The following is a 21,262-nucleotide window of genomic DNA, read 5'->3' on the forward strand; positions in this document are numbered from 1 at the left end:
ACGAGGTGGTCTAGATTTTCAGAGCATGAAGCGAAACGGTTTTTCTCACAGAACTGTATGGCGGCTCTAGTGATCAGATGCAGGCAGGTAAGCGCCGGTGCTCACCAAATAATTCTCCAAAGATTGCAAGAAAGCTGTGGTTTCTTCTTGTGTACCTGCCGTCACTCTTAAATGCCCGGCAATACCGTTATCTCGAACTAAAATACCGTCTGCCAGCAAATACTCCCAGGCCTCCTTCTCATCCTGCAGCCCCGAGAAAAATACAAAATTAGAATCAGATTCAGCAGGCTTAAGTCCCAGCTCACGGAGCCTAGTCACGATGCGGTTTCTCGCATCCTTAATATCCTCAACGTTTGCTAACAGTTGCGTACGATGACGCAAAGCCGCCAAAGCTGTTGCCTGTGTGACCGATGACAGATGATAGGGCAAACGAACCAGTCGAACCGCATCCGCAATGGCAGGGTGCGCCGCGAAATAGCCCAGTCGCACACCAGCAAATGCAAACGCTTTACTCATGGTGCGACTAACCACCAAACGATTGCGTCCAGGTAACAGCGTCAGAGCTGTCTGCTCTGGATCTTGCGCAAACTCGGCGTAGGCTTCATCAACGATGAGAATGCCATCAAGTTCTTCGACCGCTGAGTAAACCCGCTCGATAACTTCTTTTTCCAGAGCGGTGCCGGTGGGATTGTTCGGCGAACACAGCACCACAATATGAGGGCGATGCTTGATAACTTGAGCAACCGCAGACTCTGCGGTGAGGGTAAAGTCCGCCGCACGCTCTCCGGCGATAAATTCGGTATTGGTACCATCAGCCAAAAGCGGGTACATGGAATAGGTAGGCACAAAGCTCATGACGCTTCGCCCTGGCCCGCCAAAGACTTGGAAAAGTTGCTGAAGTACTTCATTTGAGCCGTTAGCAGCCCATACATTGTCAGCTGTGAGCCCGTGTCCTAAAAACTCTGCGAGTTCTTGACGCAACTCAACGAATTCACGGTCGGGGTAACGATTGAGTCGGTGGGCAACTTTACCGATTTCAGCACCGATGGCTTCTACCACCTCATCGGGCATCGGGTGCGTATTCTCATTGACGTTCAGCGTAATAGGAACATCAATCATGGGCGCGCCATACGGTGAGCGACCACGCAAGTCGTCGCGAATAGGCAGGTTCTCAAGTGCTTGTAATGCTTCACTCACACTGCCAGTCTAATCACAACTACGACGTACTAACCATTCATTACGGGGATTTCCAGATTCTGACCAGTATGCAAAGTAGTGCTGGAAAGATTATTGACGTCGATAATCAGATTCACCACATCACGAGGATCCGATTCGGGGCTCACTTCTCGCGCAACATCCCAAAGGGTTTGACCAGCATCAACAGTCACTGTACGACCCACTGATGATGAATCAACCGGGCTTGAACCAGCTTGGGCATCCTGAGGGGCGATAAAGGATGCACCGACTAGGACGATGAGGGCACCTAGAGTCATGAAAGAAAGTCCCTTGAGCATAGAAAGTAGGCGGCCTCGACGAGATGTCCGGGCAGCCGGCGCGACGCTCGGGTTTAAATCTCGTTGGTTTCGAACAGGCTGAGGAAGCTGCCGCGCAGGCTTGATCACTCGAAGCTGAGCAGAAGGAAGCGGTGCGCTCTCTACCCGTTGCGGACGAACCACAGCGTTAGCACGCGAAAAAGCCGTGCCGGGGCGGACAGGACGCGGGATAACTACAGTACTCACTATCGGAACTCCTTCTTACTGAACAGGAAACCAAATATTCGAAACTTTGTTCGAACTTCGTATATATGTTCTATCAGAAAATTCGAACATAGTCGAGAAAAATTAGAACAAATGTTTGGTTTTCGAATAAAAGTGCCATAGGCTGATAGAACTAAGACACCAGTGAGCACTAGTCAAACACTGGGGACTGACAAAATAAGGACTACAGAAACGAGCAACCAGTGAGTTACAGCACGCCAGATACTCCGCAGGGTAAGCGTCCTCGCGGTGCTAAGCCCCTCACCGCTCGCCAACAGAAAATTTTGACCGCCATTTCCACCGCCATTGATGAACGCGGTTATCCGCCGTCAATGCGCGAAATCGGAGATCTCGTTGGTCTAGCATCGCTTTCTTCTGTCACTCATCAGCTCTCGCGTTTGGAGCAGATGGGATATATCCGTCGCGATTCAAAACGTCCCCGCGCTATTGAAGTCCTCAATTTTGGCGATGCGGAGCATTCTGCTGAAGAGACCACCGCAGACCTTGTGGCTTTACCGCAGATTCCCTCTTTCGAACCGCCCTCTCACGATCTTGCACAGGTTCCTTTGATGGGCCGCATCGCAGCGGGTGCTCCCATTACAGCGGAACAAAACATCGAGGATGTCATGGCACTACCTCGACAGCTTGTTGGAAACGGCGAGCTGTTCATGTTGCGTGTTAAAGGTGATTCCATGGTTGATGCAGCAATTATGGATGGTGACTGGGTGGTTGTACGTTCGCAGCACACCGCTAACAACGGGGATATTGTGGCGGCTCTTCTTGATGATGAAGCGACTGTCAAAACTTTCCGCCAACGCGATGGTCATACCTGGCTACTGCCCCAAAACACCCAGTATGAGCCCATTATCGGCGATCACGCTCTTATCATGGGCAAGGTAGTTTCGGTTCTCAGAAGCCTTTAGAGCAAAAGCATCTGCACATCAAAAGAGGCCGCCCCACCATCGTGAATATGGTGGGGCGGCCTCTTTTATGTGTTACCTGATTTTAATGGCGGGCAAACCTTCACTATTCTGCATGAACGCTATGCCCCGCACCAGGGTTATCTATTCTCGAAGTTACGAGCGATTTCTTCAGGGGTCTGAATCGGGATCATGCCGGTAACAGGCAGGTGCTCACGTTCCAATTTAGCTTTGGTAATCTTCCACAGAATGGTGAGGACAACAAACCAAAGCGGGATAAGAATCAAAGCGATACGGGTATCTTCGCCCAGTGCCAGTGCAAAAACGATAAAGGCAAAGAACGCAAGAATAAACCACGGAGTGATTTTAGGAAGTGGCATGCGGAACTGCGAGGCCGCATGACGTTCAGGGAACTTGCGATGGTAGTTGATGTAGCTGACCACGATGCTACCCCAAGTAAAGAGGATGCAGGTGGAGCACAAAGATGAGATCACGGTGAATGCCGAAACCAGGGTATCACCGGCTAGCAGCAACGGGATCGACAAGAATGCGAAAACCGCGGTGAAGAAAACAGCATTAGACGGCACATGACGCTTGTTTTTGCGTGCAAAAAGTTTAGGCGCATGCCGGTCAAGTCCCAGCGAGTACGCCATACGGCTAGCCGAATAAACACCGGAGTTGGCGCTGGACGCGGCAGAGAGCAGAACCACAAGGTTGACCACAAACGCTGCGCCGGTGAATCCGACCATGCCGAACATGGAGGTGAAGGGGCTCTGTTCTGGATCGATGTCTACCCAGGGAGTAACCATCATAATGATGCTCAGTGCACCCACGTAGAACACCAAGATACGCATGATGATGGAGTTAATAGCCTTAGGTAGGTTTCGGTGCGGGTTTTCGGTTTCAGCAGCTGTGGTACCTACCAGCTCAATACCGATAAAGGCAAAAATACCCATCTGGAAGCCCAGAATAAAGCCGCTCAGACCGGTGGGGAAAAATCCACCGTAGTTCCAAAGGTTAGATACCTGAGCTGTCGTTCCGTTGGGATTATGGTGACCGCTGAAGATCAGGTAAAGACCAACAACGATAAGCGCCAGAATCGCTACGACCTTGATAATTGCGAACCAGAACTCTGTTTCGCCAAAGAATTTAACCGGCTGAAGGTTCAAAATTAAGAGCGCTGAAGCCGTGAGCAAAGCCGGTAACCAGACAGGAATATCGGGGTTGAAATACTGGGCGTAGGCGGTGATAGCTACGATATCAGCGATACACGCAACAACCCAGGAGAACCAGTAGTTCCATGAGACGAAAAAGCCGGCCCAGGGACCGATAAGGTCTTTGGCGATATCGCCAAAGGTTTTGTAGTTGAGGTTGGACAGCAGGAGCTCACCGAGTGCTCGCATCACGAAGAAAAGCACGAACCCGATAATCATGTACACAAAGATTACCGAGGGGCCGACAAGGCTGATGAGCTTACCCGAGCCGAAGAACAGACCGGTACCAATCGCGCCGCCAATTGCAATCATTTGCAAATGACGGTTTGACAGGCCGCGATCCAGTTTTTGCTCAGAAATATCTTTAGTTTGAGCGCTAGATGCCATTGCTATTCACCTGTATTGATGTGTATTTCACGGTGTTGAAAGCTCAATACCTTGAGGCTACTGAACGTTTGGATTTTATGAATAAAATCCGCCAGTGAAAATTATAGATTTACTATGCTCTCAAGCACACTAATACCAATGGTACTTCCTTTTAAAACTGAAAGGATGGAAACCGCACAAAATAACGGGGGTTCTTCCTTCCTTTGTGCGGGGTTATCGATGATTACCCGCATCCAGCGAAGGAAATGACAGAGTTTGCTATGCAACGCTGATGCTCGTAAAAACAAGATGACGATGTATGTTCAAGTTTCTACAGTTGAGAAATAAAAATCGCGGGGCTGGTTTTCAGAAACCAGCCCCGCGACACCAAGACGTTTTCAAGGATCGGCAAAGAGCCTAGTCAATGCTGGCAGCGAGTCTCTCCAAAGCACCGACCGTAACGTCCTTATTTTGGGTCGTCCAAAAAGGCGGTAGAGCTTTCACGAGGTAGCTTCCGTACCGCTGAGTGGCGATGCGCGAATCTAGAACAGCAACTACACCGCGGTCGTTGACGGATCGCACTAGACGTCCTGCTCCCTGCGCCATACGAATCGCAGCGTGGTAGGCAGAAACAGCCATGAATCCGTTGCCGCCGGACTCAGCCACCGCGCGTGTACGAGCGGCAGACAGAGGATCATCAGGACGAGGGAAAGGAATGCGGTCCATAATGACCAGTCGGCATGAGTCACCAGGCACATCGACACCTTGCCATAGGCTCATTGTGCCAAACAGGCAAGAATCCGTGTCTGCGCCAAATTCTTTGACCAGCGCACGCAACGATGATTCTCCCTGCACGAGAATATTGAGATTGGTGCGTTCACGTACGTATTCTGCAGCAAGCTCTGCCCCACGTTTCGAGGAAAACAGTCCAAGCGCACCACCACGAGAAGCCTCAATCAGCTCTAGCACGCGCTCAAGTTGCTCTTCAGACACGCCGCGTCCGGGTTTGGGCAGGTCAGACGCAAGATAAAGGACGCCCTGCTTGGGGTAGTCGAAAGGCGAACCTACGTCCACGGCCTCCCAGCGAGGTGCGCCCGTTCCTTGAAGCCCCAGTGCCCCCGCGACGGAATCGAAAGACTCCCCCACCGTCAAGGTAGCCGATGTAAGCACCACGGTGCGGTCTTCGAAGAGTCCTTCGCGCAGGCGGCCTGCTACTGACAGCGGTGCGACGTGTAAGGTTGCAGGATCCGTATCGGAAGCAGCCACATATCCGCGTCCTGGCTCCCAAGAACCTACACGCGAGATCCAGACAACCTCGTACTTTTCATCGGCATTGAGCATGCGCTCGGCAAGCTCCATCACCTCGGTGAGCTTAGCGCGAGCCATCTGGCGGCCGGCATCGGAGTCTTTAGCGTCGCTCTTGGTATCGGACAGCGCCGTGCGTGTAGCGTCCAAAACCTGGCTCATGGCATGCCCAACACGTTCGGGCAGTCCCTTCGGCAACAAGGCGGCAGGAATTCCGTCTAACGCGTTATCCAAGTTTCGTGCAGCTGACTCAAGCGGAGAAGAATCTGCTTTCGTATTCTTCTTCATGCTGCGGGCTGCGGAATGAACCATCGCCGGTGAGAGCGCACCGGTAACAGCTCCGGTGACGCGGTCAGCAAGTTCATGGGCCTCATCAATGACCACAATTTCGTGCTCAGGCAGAACGCCGATGCCTTCAAAGGCGTTAATTGCCAAAAGAGCATGGTTAGTAATCACGATGTCAGATTCATTGGCACGAGTCTTTGCAAGCTCTGCAAAACATGACTCTACCAACGGGCATTTACGTCCCAAACACTCAGAGGCGTTAACTGAAACCTGTCGCCACGCTTTATCGCTGACACCTGGAATGAGCTCATCGCGGTCACCGGTATCGGTAGTTTCAGCCCAGGCGCGCAAACGCAGAACCTCTTCGCCTAATCTGCCGGTAGCTCCACCGGGATCAACATCGAAGAGAGTTTCTTGCTCATCATCGGGGTAACCGCCCTCAAGCTTGTGCAAGCAGACGTAATTGTTGCGCCCTTTAAGAATCGCTACCTCTGTCTCGCGCTCAGGGCGATCTCCCACTGACTCGAGCAGACGCGGAATATCGCGGTTAACAATCTGAGACTGCAAGGCCAAGGTAGCGGTCGCCACAATGATTGGTTTATCACTGTGTTGAGCATAGTGCAGGGCTGGAACAAGGTAGGCCAAAGACTTACCGGTACCTGTGCCCGCTTGAACCAGCAAGTGACGGTCTAGTTCGAGAGACTGCGCAACGTGAGCGGCCATGGTTCGCTGGCCGTCGCGTTTCTGCCCGCCGCTGGCGTCCACCACCGCGTCGAGAAGGTCAAGGACGTCTGCAGCCCCCGGCAAAGTCTCAAGCTCTTGACCGGTCAAGGGCTGGCGCTGGGATTCCTGCCCACCGCTCATTAGCGCACCGTTTCGGTTGCACCGGCATCCAGTGCTTCTTGAATTTCAGGTTCTAGAACTTCTAAAAGTTCTTCATCAAGCACGTACTCTGATAGCTCTGATGCGACTTCATCACGCACGAGTGCCTGTACGTAGGTGCCATCTGAGATAAAGGCGGTACGCAAAATTTCTGCGTCCCATTCGTGCAGTCGTGAGACTACCTCACCGTGTGCGTAAGGAACCATCAGATGGACCTCAATGGAAGGACGCGGAATCATATCCGCAATCAGCTCTTTGAGCTCGTCGACTCCCTCGCCGGTACGAGCTGAAACAACAACGCTGTTTTCCTCGCGTAGACGCAAACGCTCAACCACGAAAGGATCAGCAGCGTCAGCCTTATTGAGAACGATGAGCTCGGGAACGTGCCGTGCATCGACCTCAGTAAAGACCTCGCGTACTGCCTTGATCTGCCCCTCAGGGTCGGGGTGTGAAACGTCAACCACGTGCACAATAAGATCGGCGTCTGCCACTTCTTCTAGAGTGGAGCGGAATGCCTCAACCAGCTGCGTAGGTAGCGAGCGCACAAAACCGACGGTATCAGAAAGGGTGTATCCCACACCGTCAGGTGTTTGTGCCTTTCGGACGGTCGGGTCAAGAGTTGCGAACAGGGCGTTTTCGACGAGGACGCCGGCGTCGGTGAGGCGGTTAAGCAAGGAGGATTTACCCGCGTTGGTGTAACCCGCGATAGCCACCGACGGCACGCGATTGCGCTTACGGTTAAGACGCTTGGTCTCGCGGGCGGGCTTCATCTGCGCGATTTCACGACGCAGTTTTGCCATGCGAGCACGCAGGCGGCGACGGTCCAACTCAATCTTTGTTTCACCGGGGCCACGCGAACCAATACCTTCACCACCGGCGGCGCGTCCACCGGCCTGACGGGACAGGGATTCACCCCAACCGCGCAAACGCGGCAGCATATATTCAAGCTGCGCCAGCTCGACCTGGGCTTTACCTTCACGAGATTTAGCGTGCTGCGCAAAGATGTCAAGAATCAAAGCGGTGCGGTCGATGACCTTTACCTTGACAATATCTTCAAGTGCACGACGCTGTGAGGGCGCGAGTTCGGAATCAACAATCACGGTATCGGCGCCCTGCATCTCAACAATTTCTTTGAGTTCCAGCGCTTTGCCTGAACCGAGAAAGGTACTGGGGTCGGGCTTCATGCGACGCTGAACAAGGCCATCAAGCACCTCAGAACCAGCAGTTTCTGCCAGCGCTGCAAGCTCGCGAAGGGAGTTTTCAGCGTCCTGAACCGTACCTTCAGTCCACAACCCGGCTAAGACAACGCGCTCAAGGCGAAGCTGTCGGTACTCAACTTCGGTAACGTCTTCAAGCTCCGTTGAAAGACCTGCAACACGGCGAAGTGCGCGACGTTCTTCAAGATCCCGCTGTTCACCGTCATAGGATGAGTGTTCTTCGCGAAGGTCAGAGAGTTCGCGAGCGCGTTCGTCTAGGACTTTAGAGGATTTCGGTGTTTCTGCTCTGCCCAACACTCGCTCTACAGTTGCTCGCAACTGCTCGTCGCTGGGCAGTTTATCGGTGTTGGGAGTGTCAGTCACTACGGAAAAGTCCTTTCGACAAAAATAATGCTCCCCTATTCTATCGAGGGAATGAGCGTCCTGACTATGCTCGGTGTTGGCTTTTCCCCCACGGCGTACAGCTTGCGCGTTTAGGAACTAAGGTGTGAGCACGTAAAATGGGTTTTATGGCAGAGCAGCATTATTTTTCATCGAATCCCGTTTCTGAGTTCACTCCTCAGCAGGTGAAAGTTCGGTTGGCGGGGCAGGATCGTACCGTGGTGACGGCACCCGGCATCTTTTCACCTGCCGGTATTGATAAGGGCACCGCTGTTCTGCTCGCTGAGGTTCCGCCGGCTACCGGTTCGCGCATCCTTGATATCGGATGCGGGTGGGGTCCAATTACCCTCACAGCGGCTTTAGAATCGCCTGATTCGCAGGTTTATGCCGTTGACGTCAATCAGCGTTCAATGGAACTCACCCGCATGAATGCAGAGCGTTTAGGAGCTACCAATGTGCAGGTATCTTTACCCGAGGATGTTCCAACCGATGTTGAGTTCGATCTTATCTGGTCGAACCCGCCTATTCGCGTGGGTAAGGACGCTCTTCATAACATTATGCGCACCTGGCTACCGCGTCTGACGGTTGGCGGTAAAGCCTATTTGGTGGTGCAGAAAAATCTGGGGTCTGACTCATTGCAGAAATGGTTGGTGAACGAACTGGGGTCTGACTACTCAGTCAATCGCTATGCGACTTCTAAAGGTTTCCGCATATTGCTGGTGGAAAGAATGAGCTAAAGTTCGCAACGTTAGCGCTACATTAGCCATGACATAACGGTTAACCCGAAAAGAATTAGAGCAATTAAAGTAGCTACCGCGTTCCATCGGGTGCGAATGGTGGCGGAGGTTTATTCATAAGGGGTCCGACGCCGCAAAGAAAATCAACGCCCGCACCACCGAAGACACCTGCGAATAAGAACTCACCGGACGCCGAGAACCAGTTCGTAGAACTTATCAAATGCAAATAACATGTATGGGGACTAACTTCAGCCATACACCAAAACGCCCAAACATAGCTCACTACCTGTCACGGTGAATCATTGAAGGATCAGTTTCACCCCAATTACCTTCCGGAGTAACCAAAAAGGTACCCACAGTTCCAGACCAGAGCCCCCAGCTTGACGCATAGAGCCCGATCGAGCCACCACCACATACTGACCAGGTGCTCCCTGAACGTCGGGGAGATCCTGAGTGACAGCGGCTGTAATATCAGCGTTATTGTGAAATTTCTCCTGGAAAATGTATTCTGCTCTTCCCTGTTGGTTATCCACAATATTGGGGTATCCCGGCAGGGTGGGGCAGGCTGGTTTCTTCTCTAGAAGTCGAGATATTGAAATCAATTACCTTCAGGGAAAAACTCAGAATCCCTAGCCATCTACAAAATAATGAGTATACTCATAAATGAGTAAACTCATTATTTAGGTAAAGGTCAACCATGGGGTTAAGAGAAATCAATCGCGTAGCCACCCTCGAATCAATATTGAAAGTAGCCTCCGCACTCTTTGCCGAACACGGCTTCCATGCCGTGACGACCCAAAGCATCTCCAAACAAGTCAACATCGCATCAGGCACATTGTTCCGCTACGCCGCTACCAAAAGTGAACTACTGCTGATGGTTTTCAACAAAAAATTTGAGCACATCTTTCAATGCGGATATACAGACGCACTTGGACAGGACACAGCCCTAAAAGCCGTATTAGCCATGGTTCAACCTGCCTTTGAACTCTCAACCCAAGAGCTAGAAAACACTCTCGTATATCAACGAGAACTTCTATTCGGCGCTGACGGAAAATACCGAGACGAAGGACTGAAGATGATCGACACCTTCGAAAACACGATTTCTTCCACCTTATTAACCTTCGCACAAGAACAAGACCAAACCCTCAGCCAAGAAAATGCCGACAGTGCAGCTCGATCCATCTTCGCCACTTTTCAGCTTGCTTTGACACGTATCGGCCGAACCAACAATCCCGATGAATGTCAGCGAGAATTAATCCGCCAGATTGAACAAATTATTGCTGGCGCCACAAAAATCAACGCCCTATCCGAGGGCGAGTGTGAAAGTAGATGATAAACATGCAACTCACTGCAGGGAACTATGAGGCTTTTGCCCAGCCGCGTAAGCCAGAAGGAGTAGAAAAGAAAACTGCCCATATCGTCGGGGGAGGATTAGCGGGACTAGCGACGGCTGGCTTTCTCATCCGAGACGGGCGCATGGATGGCTCTCGCATTACAATCTACGAAAAATCAAGGTTACTCGGAGGCGCACTTGATGGCATCGAGAGACCAGAAAAAGGCTTTGTTATTCGCGGTGGCCGAGAAATGGAAAATCACTTTGAAACCCTCTGGGATTTATTCCGCTCAATCCCCTCTCTAGAGATAGAAGGAGCAAGTGTACTTGACGAGTTTTACTGGCTCAATAAAGATGACCCCAATTACTCACTCTGCCGAGCCACCTATGAGCAAGGTAAATCCTGGCCAACCAACGGCAAATTCACGCTGAGCAACAAAGCCCAAAAAGAGCTCATGAAGATTTTTCTAGCTGACACTGACTCTCTACAAGACAAACGTATTGACGAAGTATTTTCCTCAGAGTTCTTCAGCAGTAACTTCTGGATGTATTGGCGAACCATGTTCGCCTTTGAAACCTGGCACTCAGCCTTAGAAATGAAGCTCTATCTACATCGCTTTATTCATCATATTGACGGCCTGCCAGATTTCTCTGCCCTTAAGTTCACTAAATATAACCAATACGAATCATTGACTCTTCCCCTGGTCAAATGGCTTTCGGAGCAAGGCGTGCAGTTTAGCTATGATTCCGAAGTAACCGATGTTGATTTCGCAAATGACCCCCACAAAGGCACAAAACGTGCTGTGTCTTTCAATTTATTGGATCACCAACAAAAGCGTGTGATCAATCTGAGCGATGATGATCTTCTTTTTCTCACCATTGGCTCCCTCGTGGATAATTCCGATGAAGGCGATCATCATACCCCGGCTCAACTCAATAAGGGGCCAGCACCAGCGTGGGATTTATGGAAGAAGATTGCCCTCAAGGACCCCAGCTTTGGTCGTCCGGAGGTCTTCTGCTCGAATATAGACCAGACAAAATGGGAATCAGCTACTATTACTACTTTAGATGAGCGTATTCCTCGCTATATTGAGAAGATTAGCCATCGCAATCCCTACAGTGGTCGTGTTGTTACCGGTGGGATTGTAACGGCAACAGATTCAAGCTGGCTCCTGTCTTGGACAGTTAATCGTCAACCTCATTTCAAGAACCAGCCTAAAGATCAGATAGTTGTCTGGTTCTATGGTTTATACAATGATGTTCCTGGCGATTATGTAGGGAAGACCTTACAAGAATCCACTGGCGAAGAGATTGTTCAGGAATGGCTCTATCACATGGGAGTTCCAGAAGACGAGATTGCAGAATTAGCAGCCACTGGAGCTCAGTGTGTCCCCGTGATGATGCCTTATGTGACTTCCTTCTTTATGCCACGTAAGCATACTGACCGCCCTGCTGTTGTCCCTGATGGTTCAAAGAACTTTGCTTTTATTGGTCAATTCGCCCAGTCTGCCACTAGGGATTGCATTTTTACTACTGAGTATTCAGTGCGTACTGCGATGGAATCGGTGTATTCCCTGCTGGGTATTGAGCGAGGTGTGCCGGAAGTTTATAACTCCACTTTTGATGTGCGAGTGCTTCTGGGAGCTGCGCATAGCTTAGCTGATGGGCAGAAGGCTAAGCTTCCTGGTGGGCATTTCAGCAAAGGATGGCTTGATAGGAAGTTTAAACATACTGAGATTGTCCGGTTACTCAAAGAGTCTGAGCTTCTTTAGTTTTCATGGTGTGATATAAAAATAGTTTGGATTCTATAGCTGTGGCCCTAGGTGTAGAAAGCTACCCTTAGGGCCACATGTTGTACGGGGATTGGCGGATTCTATTGGGTGTTGCACCGAGGCTTGTTCATAAAGGTTCCGACGCCGCAAAGGCACTTTAGCTGATAAGGGTTACATCGGGTTGGGGTTGGTCACCCCGACGCGGCGTAGTAAGGCCCGTAGGATAGCTGCGGATGTGAAGGCGGTGAACAGGTTCATTAATTCACGCCGGGCGGTGGTGGAGCCGGTGATTGCCTAGATCAAGACGTGGCGTATTTTGCATTCTGGGTTTCGTAGGCCGCTGGGCTTGTATGGGCGGGTTTTTTCGGTGGTGCGGGGGTTGGTGTTTTGTGCTACTGGGAGGACTTTTGAATAAGTCTCATAGTCAATCATATGCGTGTGAAAGGGATTAATAATTTCTATTCTGGTTTCGTTGAGTACCACATGAGGATGCACTAGTACCTGCCATGCTAAAAAGACCAGCAGATACCAGCCCCAGCACCGCGTCCACAAAGCACTGGCACCATCAGTCATGACAGCGACGGTGCACATACCCGCCGCAAGAGCTAAGGCAAGCAGAAAGTAAAGATACACCAGTTTGAGTCTGCATTTCACAGGAAAACGGGGGATGTATCGGGTTTTCATGCGTTGCTCACCTCATACTTACCGTAGTGCAACTCATATCATTGTTGAGTTGGCATAATAATAGCCCGGTTCCTCCGTGAAACCGGGCTGAGCATGTAGGACGCGAGTCGTGGAGCCTTATGCCAGCGTCATTTTTCCTGTCATGACAGCGGGGCCAGCCAATACTACGTGCTCCAGGTTATCCGGGCCAAGCACGAAGGTCACCGCAAGCGTGCCACCGGGTACATGCACGAGCCATTCATCGGGAGCTTCTTCACCGCCCCAGAAACGAGTCGCGGCCGCAGCGGCGCACGCACCGGTACCGCACGAAAGAGTCTCCCCTACACCGCGTTCATGAACACGCATGCGAATAGCACCCACATTCACTTCGCCAGTCTCAGCCTCAGTCTCTTCAATCTCCTCAGGAACCACGAATTCAACATTGGTTCCGTTGGGAGGCACAGGGGTCACCTTAGGTGCAGTTTCAAGACCCAAGCCATCCAGCTTGCCCTCGGTGCCAAGAGCAACAACAGTATGCGGGTTACCCATCGAAATCGACACGGCAGGACGCGTAGTTTTAAGACCGCGAGCGTTGACCATGGCATCGTGACCGTTATCGCGTGCTGAATCACCGTCAATAAAGCTCCACGGCCCCATGTCAACAGCGTAACCATTTTCAACCATCGCAACAGCCTTAATACCGGCGCGGGTACCAATCACCACGCGTCCGCCCTCTTCAAGGTCAATGAGGTTTTCAGTTCGCAGGTATTCAATGAAGGCGCGAACACCGTTGCCACACATTTCGGACAAAGAACCATCGGCATTGCGGTAGTCCATGAACCAGGTAGCATCGGGGTGCTCTTCTAAAAGATGCTTACCCTCGATAAGGTTTTCGGTCTTAATAGCGCGGATAAAACCATCAGCACCGAAACCAAAATGACGATCGCAAGCGCGAGCAACCAGATCCTGGTCTAGCTCCAACGTGCCGGTGGGATCTTTGACGAAAATAAAATCATTACCGGTACCCTGACCCTTGGTCAGCTCAACGCCTGATAATTCGCCCCAGGGTGATGGTGTATTGCTCATGATGCTCCTCGTACAAGACCAAAAAGATATTCACTACAACCCTACAGGTGGTTACTCGACGGGTGTAAAGCTTTTAGTCAAATCAATTGCTTTTTCAAGCTTTTCTGGGTCATTCCAGTCCAGCCAGTTCACGCGCGGGTCGGCGTTGAACCAGGTGATTTGCCGGCGCGCAAACTGACGGGTTGCCACCGTGGTGTCATCGATAGCCTGCTCTACAGTGTAATTTTCGCTTTCGGGCAGAAGACCGCGCTCGCTATCAAGAACCTTCAGAAACTGCGCGTATCCCAGAGCCTTAGAGGCTGTCTTCCCTTCACGAAGACCTACAGGCTCTAACTCTTCAACCTCTTTTAACAAACCGCGTTCCGCCATTTTCACCACACGGGCATGCAGACGTTCGTGCAGTTGCGCTCGATCACCGTTCAGACCAACCTGCACAGTAGGACGTACGTACTCCCGCTGCGGCATAAAGGACGAGAACGGGCGTCCCGTAACCTCATGAACCTCTAGCGCCCGCACCAGACGACGGTCGTCCTTCACACGCGAAGCCGACTCCGGATCAACCTCTTTGAGCCTGCTGAGTAGCACACCGCGTCCTCGCTCTTTGAGCTCGCCCTCTAAACGGGCACGAACGGACGCGTCAGTTTCAGGAAATTCAAGGACATCTAGAGCAGCACGCACGTAGAGCCCTGAGCCACCCACCAGAATGGGATACTTGCCGCGAGAACTAATCTCATCAAAAAGGTCTCGTGCCTGCTGCTGGAATACAGCCACAGAAGCTTCTTCACGCACACCCATAATATCCAGCAAATGGTGCGGAATCCCGCGCATCTCATCGGTAGAAACCTTCGCGGTACCAATATCCATTCCGCGATAAAACTGCATCGAGTCAGCATTAATGCACTCGCCACCCAGCGCGAGCGCAAGCTCTATAGCGAGATCAGATTTGCCGCTACCCGTCGGCCCCACAATAGCGATGACGGGTAGCTGGCGTTCCGTAGCGTTCATTACTTACGCAAACCAATCGTGGGGAAGCCCAAGTTCACGGGACCGCCTGAAACCTGAGTGGTTCCGGTGCCACATGAATCAGCCTGCGCTCGATCCCACGCATCGCCCGCTCGTGAACGGCGCACAGAGTACTGCTCCGCAGTTGGGTCTGACAGAAGGTGGAATGAACCTGCCTCGGTAATGGGCAGAGTAACAAGGTCACCAGGACGCGGCTGCTCAGCACCTTCCGGGACGCTAAAGTGAACCAGACGCATATCGCGGGTGCGGCCTGAAAGACGGTGAGTCTGCTCAGCCTTACGACCTGACTCAGCCACGACCATCAGCTCAACGGTCTTACCCAGCTGCTTAGCATTTTCTTCGGCAGCGATGCGATCCTGCAAAGCAGTCAGGCGCTCATAGCGTTCCTGTACGACATCCTTTGGAACCTGATGGTCCATAGTCGCCGCAGGGGTGCCCGGGCGAATGGAGTACTGAAAGGTGAACGCCGATGAGAAACGAGATTCCTCGACTACGCGCATAGTTTCTTGGAAGTCTTCTTCGGTCTCCCCGGGGAAACCAACAATAATGTCGGTGGTAATGGCAGCATCCGGCATCTTCTCGCGTACCTTTTCCAAAATTCCAAGGAACTTCTTGGAACGGTAGGAACGCTTCATGTCTTTGAGAACCTTGTCAGAACCCGACTGCAAGGGCATATGCAACACGGGCATCACGTTAGGGGTCTCAGCCATAGCGTCAATCACATCATCGGTGAACATTGCAGGGTGGGGTGAGGTAAAACGCACGCGCTCCAGTCCCTCAATCTCACCGCAGGCACGAAGTAACTTTGAGAACGCCTGACGGTCACCGAACTCAACACCGTAAGAGTTCACGTTCTGCCCCAGCAACGTCACCTCGATAGCGCCGTCATCTACCAGCGCCTGAACCTCAGCAAGAATATCGCCAGGGCGGCGGTCTTTCTCCTTACCGCGCAATGACGGCACGATGCAGAAGGTGCAGGTGTTATTGCAACCCACCGAAATTGAAACCCAACCAGAGTACACGTGATCACGCTTAGTCGGCAGAGTCGACGGGAAAACCTCCAACGACTCAAGAAGCTCAGCCTGCGCCTCATCGTTGTGGCGGGCGCGCTCTAGTAGCGTCGGCAAAGAACCAATGTTGTGCGTACCGAAAACAACATCAACCCAGGGCGCCTTTTTCAAGATAGTGTCTTGATCTTTCTGCGCAAGACAACCGCCCACAGCAATCTGCATACCTTCGTTCTCGCGCTTAATCGGCGCAAGCATACCGAGGTTACCGTACAGCTTGTTATCTGCGTTCTCGCGCACAGCACAGGTGTTAAACACGACGAGATCGGGGCGCTCGCCCTCTTTAACCGGCACATAACCGTTTGATTCCAGAAGACCCGACATACGTTCGGAGTCGTGCACGTTCATCTGACACCCAAAAGTACGCACCTCGTACGTGCGTGCATTTTCGGTTGAGGATGTTTTGGTTTCAGCTACATTCAAAGTCACCATTCAAGGTTACTAGATAGGGCATAATGTGCTCCATGAGTATTCCGCCACGTTCGCCACATTTAGAAACCATTTGTCAGCAGGCGATTGCAGGATACACCCTGAAAACCGGCGATTCTCCCGTGGATACTGCCAAATTTGAGCGCTTGCTACTTTCGATGATTGCTGCCTCAGAAAAGTTTTTGGGGAAAGCAGTTTCGGCAAGAATTTTTTCAGCAGGCATGCGATCGGTAGTTATTAGCGTGGTAGGCGAGCATGCTGAGCGAGGCTCCGGTGCGCCGGCTACCGTGGTGGTCAAGCATTTTCGACGCAAAGACTCAGCAACGAACTCTGGCGGGTTTGGGTATCTAAGAGAAAAGCACGGGTTGAGTTCTTTGAATTCGCTAGTGAAAAGCTCATACTCCCAACTGCTGGGGTGGGACGATGACGCACGGTTCTTAATTCTTGAGTACGTTTTGGGAACTCATCTCAGCGAGTTTCTGTCGGTTAGCTCTCTCAGCGAAAACGGCAACGCTGGTCAGGATGCGAGCGCGCACATTGCCGAAGGCCTGGACCTTTGGAGCAATTTTTGGGCTACTCAGCTTAACTCCACGCGGCAACAGACAGTTCAAGAAACTTTTCAGCGTTCTCTTGTGACAGCGGATGCTCGTGCCCGATACCCCGGACGGATGACCTCGCCGCAGCTGGCTTTCAAGGGTTTAGAAAAGTTTGTGGCAGATTCAGGGCATTCCGCCAACAATGCCTACCATCGTGAACTTGAAGCGCAGCTTAGCTCCATTATCTTTCCCGATCCCGCACACTCAGTGCTCAGCTCAGCAGATTTTTCACCGCAAAACATGCTTGTTTCCCAGAGTCAACGCGGCACTGAAGTACGAGGAATTGATGCTGAAGGAACAGCTATCCACCACTGGGCTCTGCCCGTGGCCGAGATACTCCTGGGCTTCCCGTCGCATCCTGAATCTCGCTTTGAAAAGCTAAGCACCACCGCCTCATGGCATGATGCGTGCAATACTTTCTATCAGCAGGTATATAGAGGCGCTACATACCAAACAGCCGCTGACGATCCGTGCGTGCAAGCGGCGGTAATGACTATTCGGTGCACTCTCATAGAACAAACCGGGATGCTCTCACCGTTTAACCGCGTGCTCTGAAAAGGTGTGCCTAGACAGTTCTGCCTACCACTTCGCCGTTCTTCACGGTAAAGTCCCAGCTCAGCCCATTTTTGGTGAGTACTTCATGCCTAATCTCATCAGGCATCGTGAATGACTTATTTGAGTACCCCAGCAAATACTCGTCAAAAGCCGGTAGCTTATAGGTGCGTCGCAGGGCAGCTCGCATCTCAGCCTCGGTCACGTTTTTCTGCCATGCCGGTGCATAAAATTCTTCCCCGCCGATCATCAGCTTTACAGAATTACTCGCTGACTCCAAAGCCTTTTTGCTGTCTTTTTTGGTGAGATACGACCACCAGCACAAATCCTCCAGTTGCACAGGACCGTGCCCGTTGAGATAGCGGGTACCCAGTTCAGCAAGAGCCTCAGCTGAAGCCACCTCACGCTGAGAAATATTCAGCCGATCAACATGCACAAAAGTTTCAGCGCGCCCTTGCGGACGCAGTTGCACAATATCACCGGCACCGCCCAGAGCACGCAACAGGTGAGGACCGCGTCCTTCGCCCGCGTCAATCCCGGCATCGGTAAACAGCTGGTAAGCATGAGGACGCTCCAGCACCTGCCCCGTTTCAAGATTCAACAGGTGAGTGTTCAAAGCTTCGTGAGCTACCTCGAAATCGCCATCAGCAAACCCCAGAGCGGGGCGGCGTTTCGAAGCGCCTGACTCTACCCGAGGAGAACACAAACGCATCAACCACCGGGCGTCCTCGCCGTTTACAAAATGCAAAGTACCTCGAATCGGCCAGCAACGCACAATATCGTGAGCATCAATGCTGGCAAGAACGCCTTCGTCCTGCGGCTTTTGCCCGTTATTCACGCGAACAGCAATAGCGCGCACACCAGCTTTGAATGTTTGCCCTTGTAAGGCAAGCAGATGCTGTGTCACCTCGTGCGGCGAACTCAGTTCAGGACGCGCAGCACTAGCGGCTAGACCCTGAGCGATAAGCCTGCGAGCTTGCAGTTCTTTCCGAGGCGAAAGTCCCATGTCACTTCCTAAAAGTAATAATCGTCGTCGCTTGTTGCATCCAGACCGTTCTCCTGGACATAACGCTCAATTTCATCCTTAACGACACCAAACGCCATCGATGGCGGATACCCTTTACGCGCCAGCATCCCCACCAAACGACGCATAATCTTGTCTTTTTCCTTACGGTCAGAAAAATCCATGGACGGGCGAAGTTTCTTTGCCACCAATGCGTGAGCGTCACTCCGCTCATCCTCATCGCTGCGCTGTTCAAGTGCTACTTCAGCAGCCTCGCCTTCAACGCCTTTCTGTTTGAGCTCGCGTCGAATAGCGTTCTTGCTCAGCTTTTTCACGTTAGCGCGTGTACGCACGTACACCTCAGCGAACTCAGCATCGTTGATGAGATTGACCGCCTCAAAACGGCTCAGAATATCTTCCGCAGTTTCCTCAGAAATTTCCCGGTCAGCAAGTTTTTTCGCCAGTTGTGCACGAGAACGCGGAGCCATCGCCAACTGGTTCAGCACAATATTCTTGGCCTTGGTGAATTCGCTTTCAGGTTCCTTCTTTTTCCTTTTTCCGGATTTTTCTTCTTCGCCCGGCACACCTACACCGTGTAGGGCATACATTGCCAGGTCTTCCTCGGTGTCGGGCTGGCTCAGGCGACTGTCTTCACGGAACATAGGACGTTTAGCAGGACGCGCACCGGTCTTGAGGGAGCCACGATTTTGTGTTTCTTCCTCTGCACCTGCAGAAGCTCCCATAGCTGGCGCAAAAGGTGAATTCTGTAAGTACTTAACCGGGGGCTTGCGGAACCCCTTCTTACGAGCCGTGTTGTATCTGCGTTGACCGTACTTTGACTTCTTGCCGTTGTAGGTCTTGTTCCTGTCTGTACCTCGATCTTCCTCACCTGATGCGTTTGCACCGAAGGACGCTTTCTTGCCGCTAGTGCCCGTATACTGAGTTCCCACACGCTCGCTATTGCGCGAGGCGATAACGGTCTCCCCCGGTTTTTCTTCGCGGGCACCGGTAGCAGCCGGATGCCAGTCAGGGTATTCCTTATCAACCATGGGGAGCTCCTTTCTACGCGCGTTTTTTCTGAGGCATATGCAGGCGCAGATTGTGTTGTACTCACGCCATCTTCATATCGTAAGACCATTCGGCACGCTCTTTGTTCCTGCCATCAGCATCCGCTCACGTTAATTTTATCTATGATGAAGATCAGCATCACGAGCGGCTAAAGACCTAACGTATTTTCCGCCCGATATTCTGTAGCGTCTGCAACTACAAAAAAGTGCTGCCACCTTACATCAGGCGGCAGCACTTTTTATATCGTGGTTTAGAAGTTCTCAGGCAAGTCTTCCAAAGGATCAATGGTGTCATCGAGAGCGCCTTCAGGAACGATACCTTCGGGAGCTTCTTCGCCGTCCTCAATGATGCCAAGCTTTACAAGAGTCTTGTACTGAATCTCTTCTGCAAGCTCGGGGTTGTCTTTGAGGAAGCGGCGGGCATTTTCTTTGCCCTGCCCCAGCTGGTCGCCTTCATAGGTGAACCATGCGCCGGACTTCTTCACGATGCCGTTTTCAACACCCATATCGATAATGCCGCCCTCGATAGAGATGCCTTCACCGTAGAGGATGTCGAATTCAGCCTGCTTGAAGGGAGGAGCCATCTTGTTCTTGACGATCTTGGCGCGGGTGCGGTTACCGATGGGGTTCGCGCCGTCCTTGAGGGTCTCAATACGGCGGATGTCGATGCGCACTGATGCGTAGAACTTAAGTGCCTTGCCACCGGTGGTGGTTTCAGGTGAGCCGAAGAATACACCAATCTTTTCACGCAACTGGTTGATGAAGATTGCGGTAGTGCCGGTCTGAGACAGGCGACCGGTAATCTTACGGAGCGCCTGGCTCATCAGACGAGCCTGAAGACCGACGTGTGAGTCGCCCATTTCGCCTTCGATTTCAGCGCGCGGTGTCAGTGCCGCTACGGAGTCGATGACGATGATATCGATGGATCCCGAGCCAACGAGCATGTCCATGATTTCAAGCGCCTGTTCACCAGTGTCAGGCTGTGAGACCAAAAGTGCGTCGGTATCTACACCCAGCTTTGCTGCATAGACAGGGTCAAGAGCGTGCTCAGCGTCGATAAAAGCTGCAATGCCGCCCTCTTTCTGGACACTTGCAATCGCGTGCAAAGCCACGGTGGTTTTACCTGATGATTCGGGGCCGTAGATTTCTACGACGCGGCCACGAGGCAAACCGCCAATGCCGAGCGCCGCGTCCAACGACAGAGCACCGGTAGAGATAGTCTCTACCTTCTGCTGTTCACGATCGCCCAGTCGCATCACTGAACCCTTACCGTAGTTCTTGTCGATCTGTGCAAGAACAGTTTCCAGCGCCTTTTCGCGGTCGCTACCGGTTACCTGGCTTACTGAAGTATTTGAACGTGCTTTCGCTGCCATACGTACTTTTCCTCTTTGGTCGTGTGGTTACTTCAAAGTTTTACCGCGTTGATGCGGTCTTGCGTTATTTCTTAGTCACCACGGTACAGGTACCGACTGACAATATAAGGCGGTTTCTAAAATCTGTGGATAACTTCGCGATTTTTCCCGAAGTTTTTTCATTGTGGACACAAGCTTACAGCTTTTCGAACATATTTTCTATTAAAAATAGTACGGGAACACATCTTCGAATAA

General features: G+C 51.9%; 17 protein-coding genes. 5 read left to right on the forward strand and 12 right to left on the reverse strand.

Translation table 11 applies throughout. From position 1 onward, the window contains the following. Positions 1–66: 66 nt before the first annotated feature. Together IDM49_RS08140 and IDM49_RS08145 are read right to left on the reverse strand one after the other, a co-directional pair. Positions 67–1,197 (reverse strand): histidinol-phosphate transaminase, encoded by a 1,131-nt coding sequence (locus IDM49_RS08140; RefSeq protein ID WP_190724143.1) that lies wholly within the window; start codon positions 1,195–1,197, stop codon positions 67–69. A 29-nt stretch (positions 1,198–1,226) separates the two neighbouring features. Beyond that, entirely contained in the window at positions 1,227–1,739 is a 513-nt protein-coding gene (locus tag IDM49_RS08145; protein WP_190724144.1) for a LysM peptidoglycan-binding domain-containing protein, read from the reverse strand. Between the two features lie 221 nt (positions 1,740–1,960). On the opposite strand from IDM49_RS08145, the gene lexA reads away from it, so the two are divergent. After that, complete coding sequence (gene lexA, locus IDM49_RS08150; RefSeq protein WP_190724145.1) at positions 1,961–2,680, forward strand: transcriptional repressor LexA; 720 nt, start codon at positions 1,961–1,963, stop codon at positions 2,678–2,680. A 137-nt stretch (positions 2,681–2,817) separates the two neighbouring features. On the opposite strand, the gene IDM49_RS08155 is transcribed toward lexA, so the two are convergent. From IDM49_RS08155 to hflX, 3 genes are all read right to left on the reverse strand, one after another. Next, entirely contained in the window at positions 2,818–4,278 is a 1,461-nt protein-coding gene (locus IDM49_RS08155; RefSeq protein ID WP_190724146.1) for an amino acid permease, read from the reverse strand. Between the two features lie 396 nt (positions 4,279–4,674). Then, positions 4,675–6,711: an ATP-dependent DNA helicase gene (locus IDM49_RS08160; RefSeq protein WP_190724147.1), complete on the reverse strand. Its 2,037-nt coding sequence runs from the start codon at positions 6,709–6,711 to the stop codon at positions 4,675–4,677. Beyond that, positions 6,711–8,309 carry a GTPase HflX gene (gene hflX / locus IDM49_RS08165; RefSeq protein WP_190724148.1) on the reverse strand — a complete coding sequence of 533 codons (1,599 nt, stop codon included), beginning with the start codon at positions 8,307–8,309 and terminating at the stop codon, positions 6,711–6,713. Before hflX ends, IDM49_RS08160 begins: the two co-directional genes overlap by 1 nt. A gap of 146 nt (positions 8,310–8,455) precedes the next feature. Here hflX and IDM49_RS08170 point away from each other — a divergent pair, with 146 nt between their 5' ends. From IDM49_RS08170 to IDM49_RS08180, 3 genes are all read left to right on the forward strand, one after another. Then, positions 8,456–9,064, forward strand: a complete 609-nt coding sequence (locus IDM49_RS08170) for a class I SAM-dependent methyltransferase (protein WP_168615427.1) — start codon at positions 8,456–8,458, stop codon at positions 9,062–9,064. Between the two features lie 697 nt (positions 9,065–9,761). After that, positions 9,762–10,397, forward strand: a complete 636-nt coding sequence (locus tag IDM49_RS08175) for a TetR/AcrR family transcriptional regulator (RefSeq protein ID WP_190724149.1) — start codon at positions 9,762–9,764, stop codon at positions 10,395–10,397. Between the two features lie 5 nt (positions 10,398–10,402). Further along, entirely contained in the window at positions 10,403–12,169 is a 1,767-nt protein-coding gene (locus tag IDM49_RS08180; protein ID WP_190724150.1) for an oleate hydratase, read from the forward strand. 294 nt (positions 12,170–12,463) lie between these two features. Here the strand turns inward: IDM49_RS08180 and IDM49_RS08185 are convergent, their stop codons facing one another. The 4 genes from IDM49_RS08185 to miaB form a co-directional block, all read right to left on the reverse strand. Then, entirely contained in the window at positions 12,464–12,853 is a 390-nt protein-coding gene (locus tag IDM49_RS08185) for a hypothetical protein (RefSeq protein ID WP_190724151.1), read from the reverse strand. A 117-nt stretch (positions 12,854–12,970) separates the two neighbouring features. Then, complete coding sequence (dapF, locus tag IDM49_RS08190; protein ID WP_190724152.1) at positions 12,971–13,918, reverse strand: diaminopimelate epimerase; 948 nt, start codon at positions 13,916–13,918, stop codon at positions 12,971–12,973. Positions 13,919–13,969: 51 nt separating this feature from the next. Then, on the reverse strand, positions 13,970–14,923 hold the full coding sequence (gene miaA, locus IDM49_RS08195; RefSeq protein WP_190724153.1) for a tRNA (adenosine(37)-N6)-dimethylallyltransferase MiaA: 954 nt from the start codon (positions 14,921–14,923) through the stop codon (positions 13,970–13,972). Continuing rightward, positions 14,923–16,440, reverse strand: a complete 1,518-nt coding sequence (miaB, locus tag IDM49_RS08200) for a tRNA (N6-isopentenyl adenosine(37)-C2)-methylthiotransferase MiaB (protein WP_190724154.1) — start codon at positions 16,438–16,440, stop codon at positions 14,923–14,925. Before miaB ends, miaA begins: the two co-directional genes overlap by 1 nt. A gap of 32 nt (positions 16,441–16,472) precedes the next feature. Between miaB and IDM49_RS08205 the strand changes: the two genes are divergently transcribed. Then, positions 16,473–17,588, forward strand: coding sequence for a hypothetical protein (locus IDM49_RS08205; protein ID WP_190724155.1), 1,116 nt, complete (start codon positions 16,473–16,475; stop codon positions 17,586–17,588). A gap of 10 nt (positions 17,589–17,598) precedes the next feature. On the opposite strand, the gene IDM49_RS08210 is transcribed toward IDM49_RS08205, so the two are convergent. From IDM49_RS08210 to recA, 3 genes are all read right to left on the reverse strand, one after another. Further along, positions 17,599–18,591, reverse strand: a complete 993-nt coding sequence (locus IDM49_RS08210; RefSeq protein ID WP_190724156.1) for a DNA glycosylase AlkZ-like family protein — start codon at positions 18,589–18,591, stop codon at positions 17,599–17,601. Positions 18,592–18,599: 8 nt separating this feature from the next. Next, on the reverse strand, positions 18,600–19,637 hold the full coding sequence (locus IDM49_RS12255; protein ID WP_228008051.1) for a regulatory protein RecX: 1,038 nt from the start codon (positions 19,635–19,637) through the stop codon (positions 18,600–18,602). A 269-nt stretch (positions 19,638–19,906) separates the two neighbouring features. Then, positions 19,907–21,028: a recombinase RecA gene (recA, locus tag IDM49_RS08220; protein WP_168614336.1), complete on the reverse strand. Its 1,122-nt coding sequence runs from the start codon at positions 21,026–21,028 to the stop codon at positions 19,907–19,909. Positions 21,029–21,262: the final 234 nt, after the last annotated feature.

The sequence above is a fragment of the Rothia terrae genome (assembly GCF_014705925.2).
GTDB classification, from domain to species: domain Bacteria; phylum Actinomycetota; class Actinomycetes; order Actinomycetales; family Micrococcaceae; genus Rothia; species Rothia terrae.

Coding starts and splice junctions, on each gene's coding strand:
- IDM49_RS08155 (WP_190724146.1), bottom strand. CDS start 4,278: ATGGCATCTAGCGCTCAAACTAAAGATATTTCTGAGCAAAAACTGGAT.
- IDM49_RS08160 (WP_190724147.1), bottom strand. CDS start 6,711: ATGAGCGGTGGGCAGGAATCCCAGCGCCAGCCCTTGACCGGTCAAGAG.
- IDM49_RS08170 (WP_168615427.1), top strand. CDS start 8,456: ATGGCAGAGCAGCATTATTTTTCATCGAATCCCGTTTCTGAGTTCACT.
- IDM49_RS08175 (WP_190724149.1), top strand. CDS start 9,762: ATGGGGTTAAGAGAAATCAATCGCGTAGCCACCCTCGAATCAATATTG.
- IDM49_RS08180 (WP_190724150.1), top strand. CDS start 10,403: ATGCAACTCACTGCAGGGAACTATGAGGCTTTTGCCCAGCCGCGTAAG.
- IDM49_RS08185 (WP_190724151.1), bottom strand. CDS start 12,853: ATGAAAACCCGATACATCCCCCGTTTTCCTGTGAAATGCAGACTCAAA.
- dapF (WP_190724152.1), bottom strand. CDS start 13,918: ATGAGCAATACACCATCACCCTGGGGCGAATTATCAGGCGTTGAGCTG.
- miaA (WP_190724153.1), bottom strand. CDS start 14,923: ATGAACGCTACGGAACGCCAGCTACCCGTCATCGCTATTGTGGGGCCG.
- miaB (WP_190724154.1), bottom strand. CDS start 16,440: ATGGTGACTTTGAATGTAGCTGAAACCAAAACATCCTCAACCGAAAAT.
- IDM49_RS08205 (WP_190724155.1), top strand. CDS start 16,473: ATGAGTATTCCGCCACGTTCGCCACATTTAGAAACCATTTGTCAGCAG.
- IDM49_RS08210 (WP_190724156.1), bottom strand. CDS start 18,591: ATGGGACTTTCGCCTCGGAAAGAACTGCAAGCTCGCAGGCTTATCGCT.
- IDM49_RS12255 (WP_228008051.1), bottom strand. CDS start 19,637: ATGGTTGATAAGGAATACCCTGACTGGCATCCGGCTGCTACCGGTGCC.
- recA (WP_168614336.1), bottom strand. CDS start 21,028: ATGGCAGCGAAAGCACGTTCAAATACTTCAGTAAGCCAGGTAACCGGT.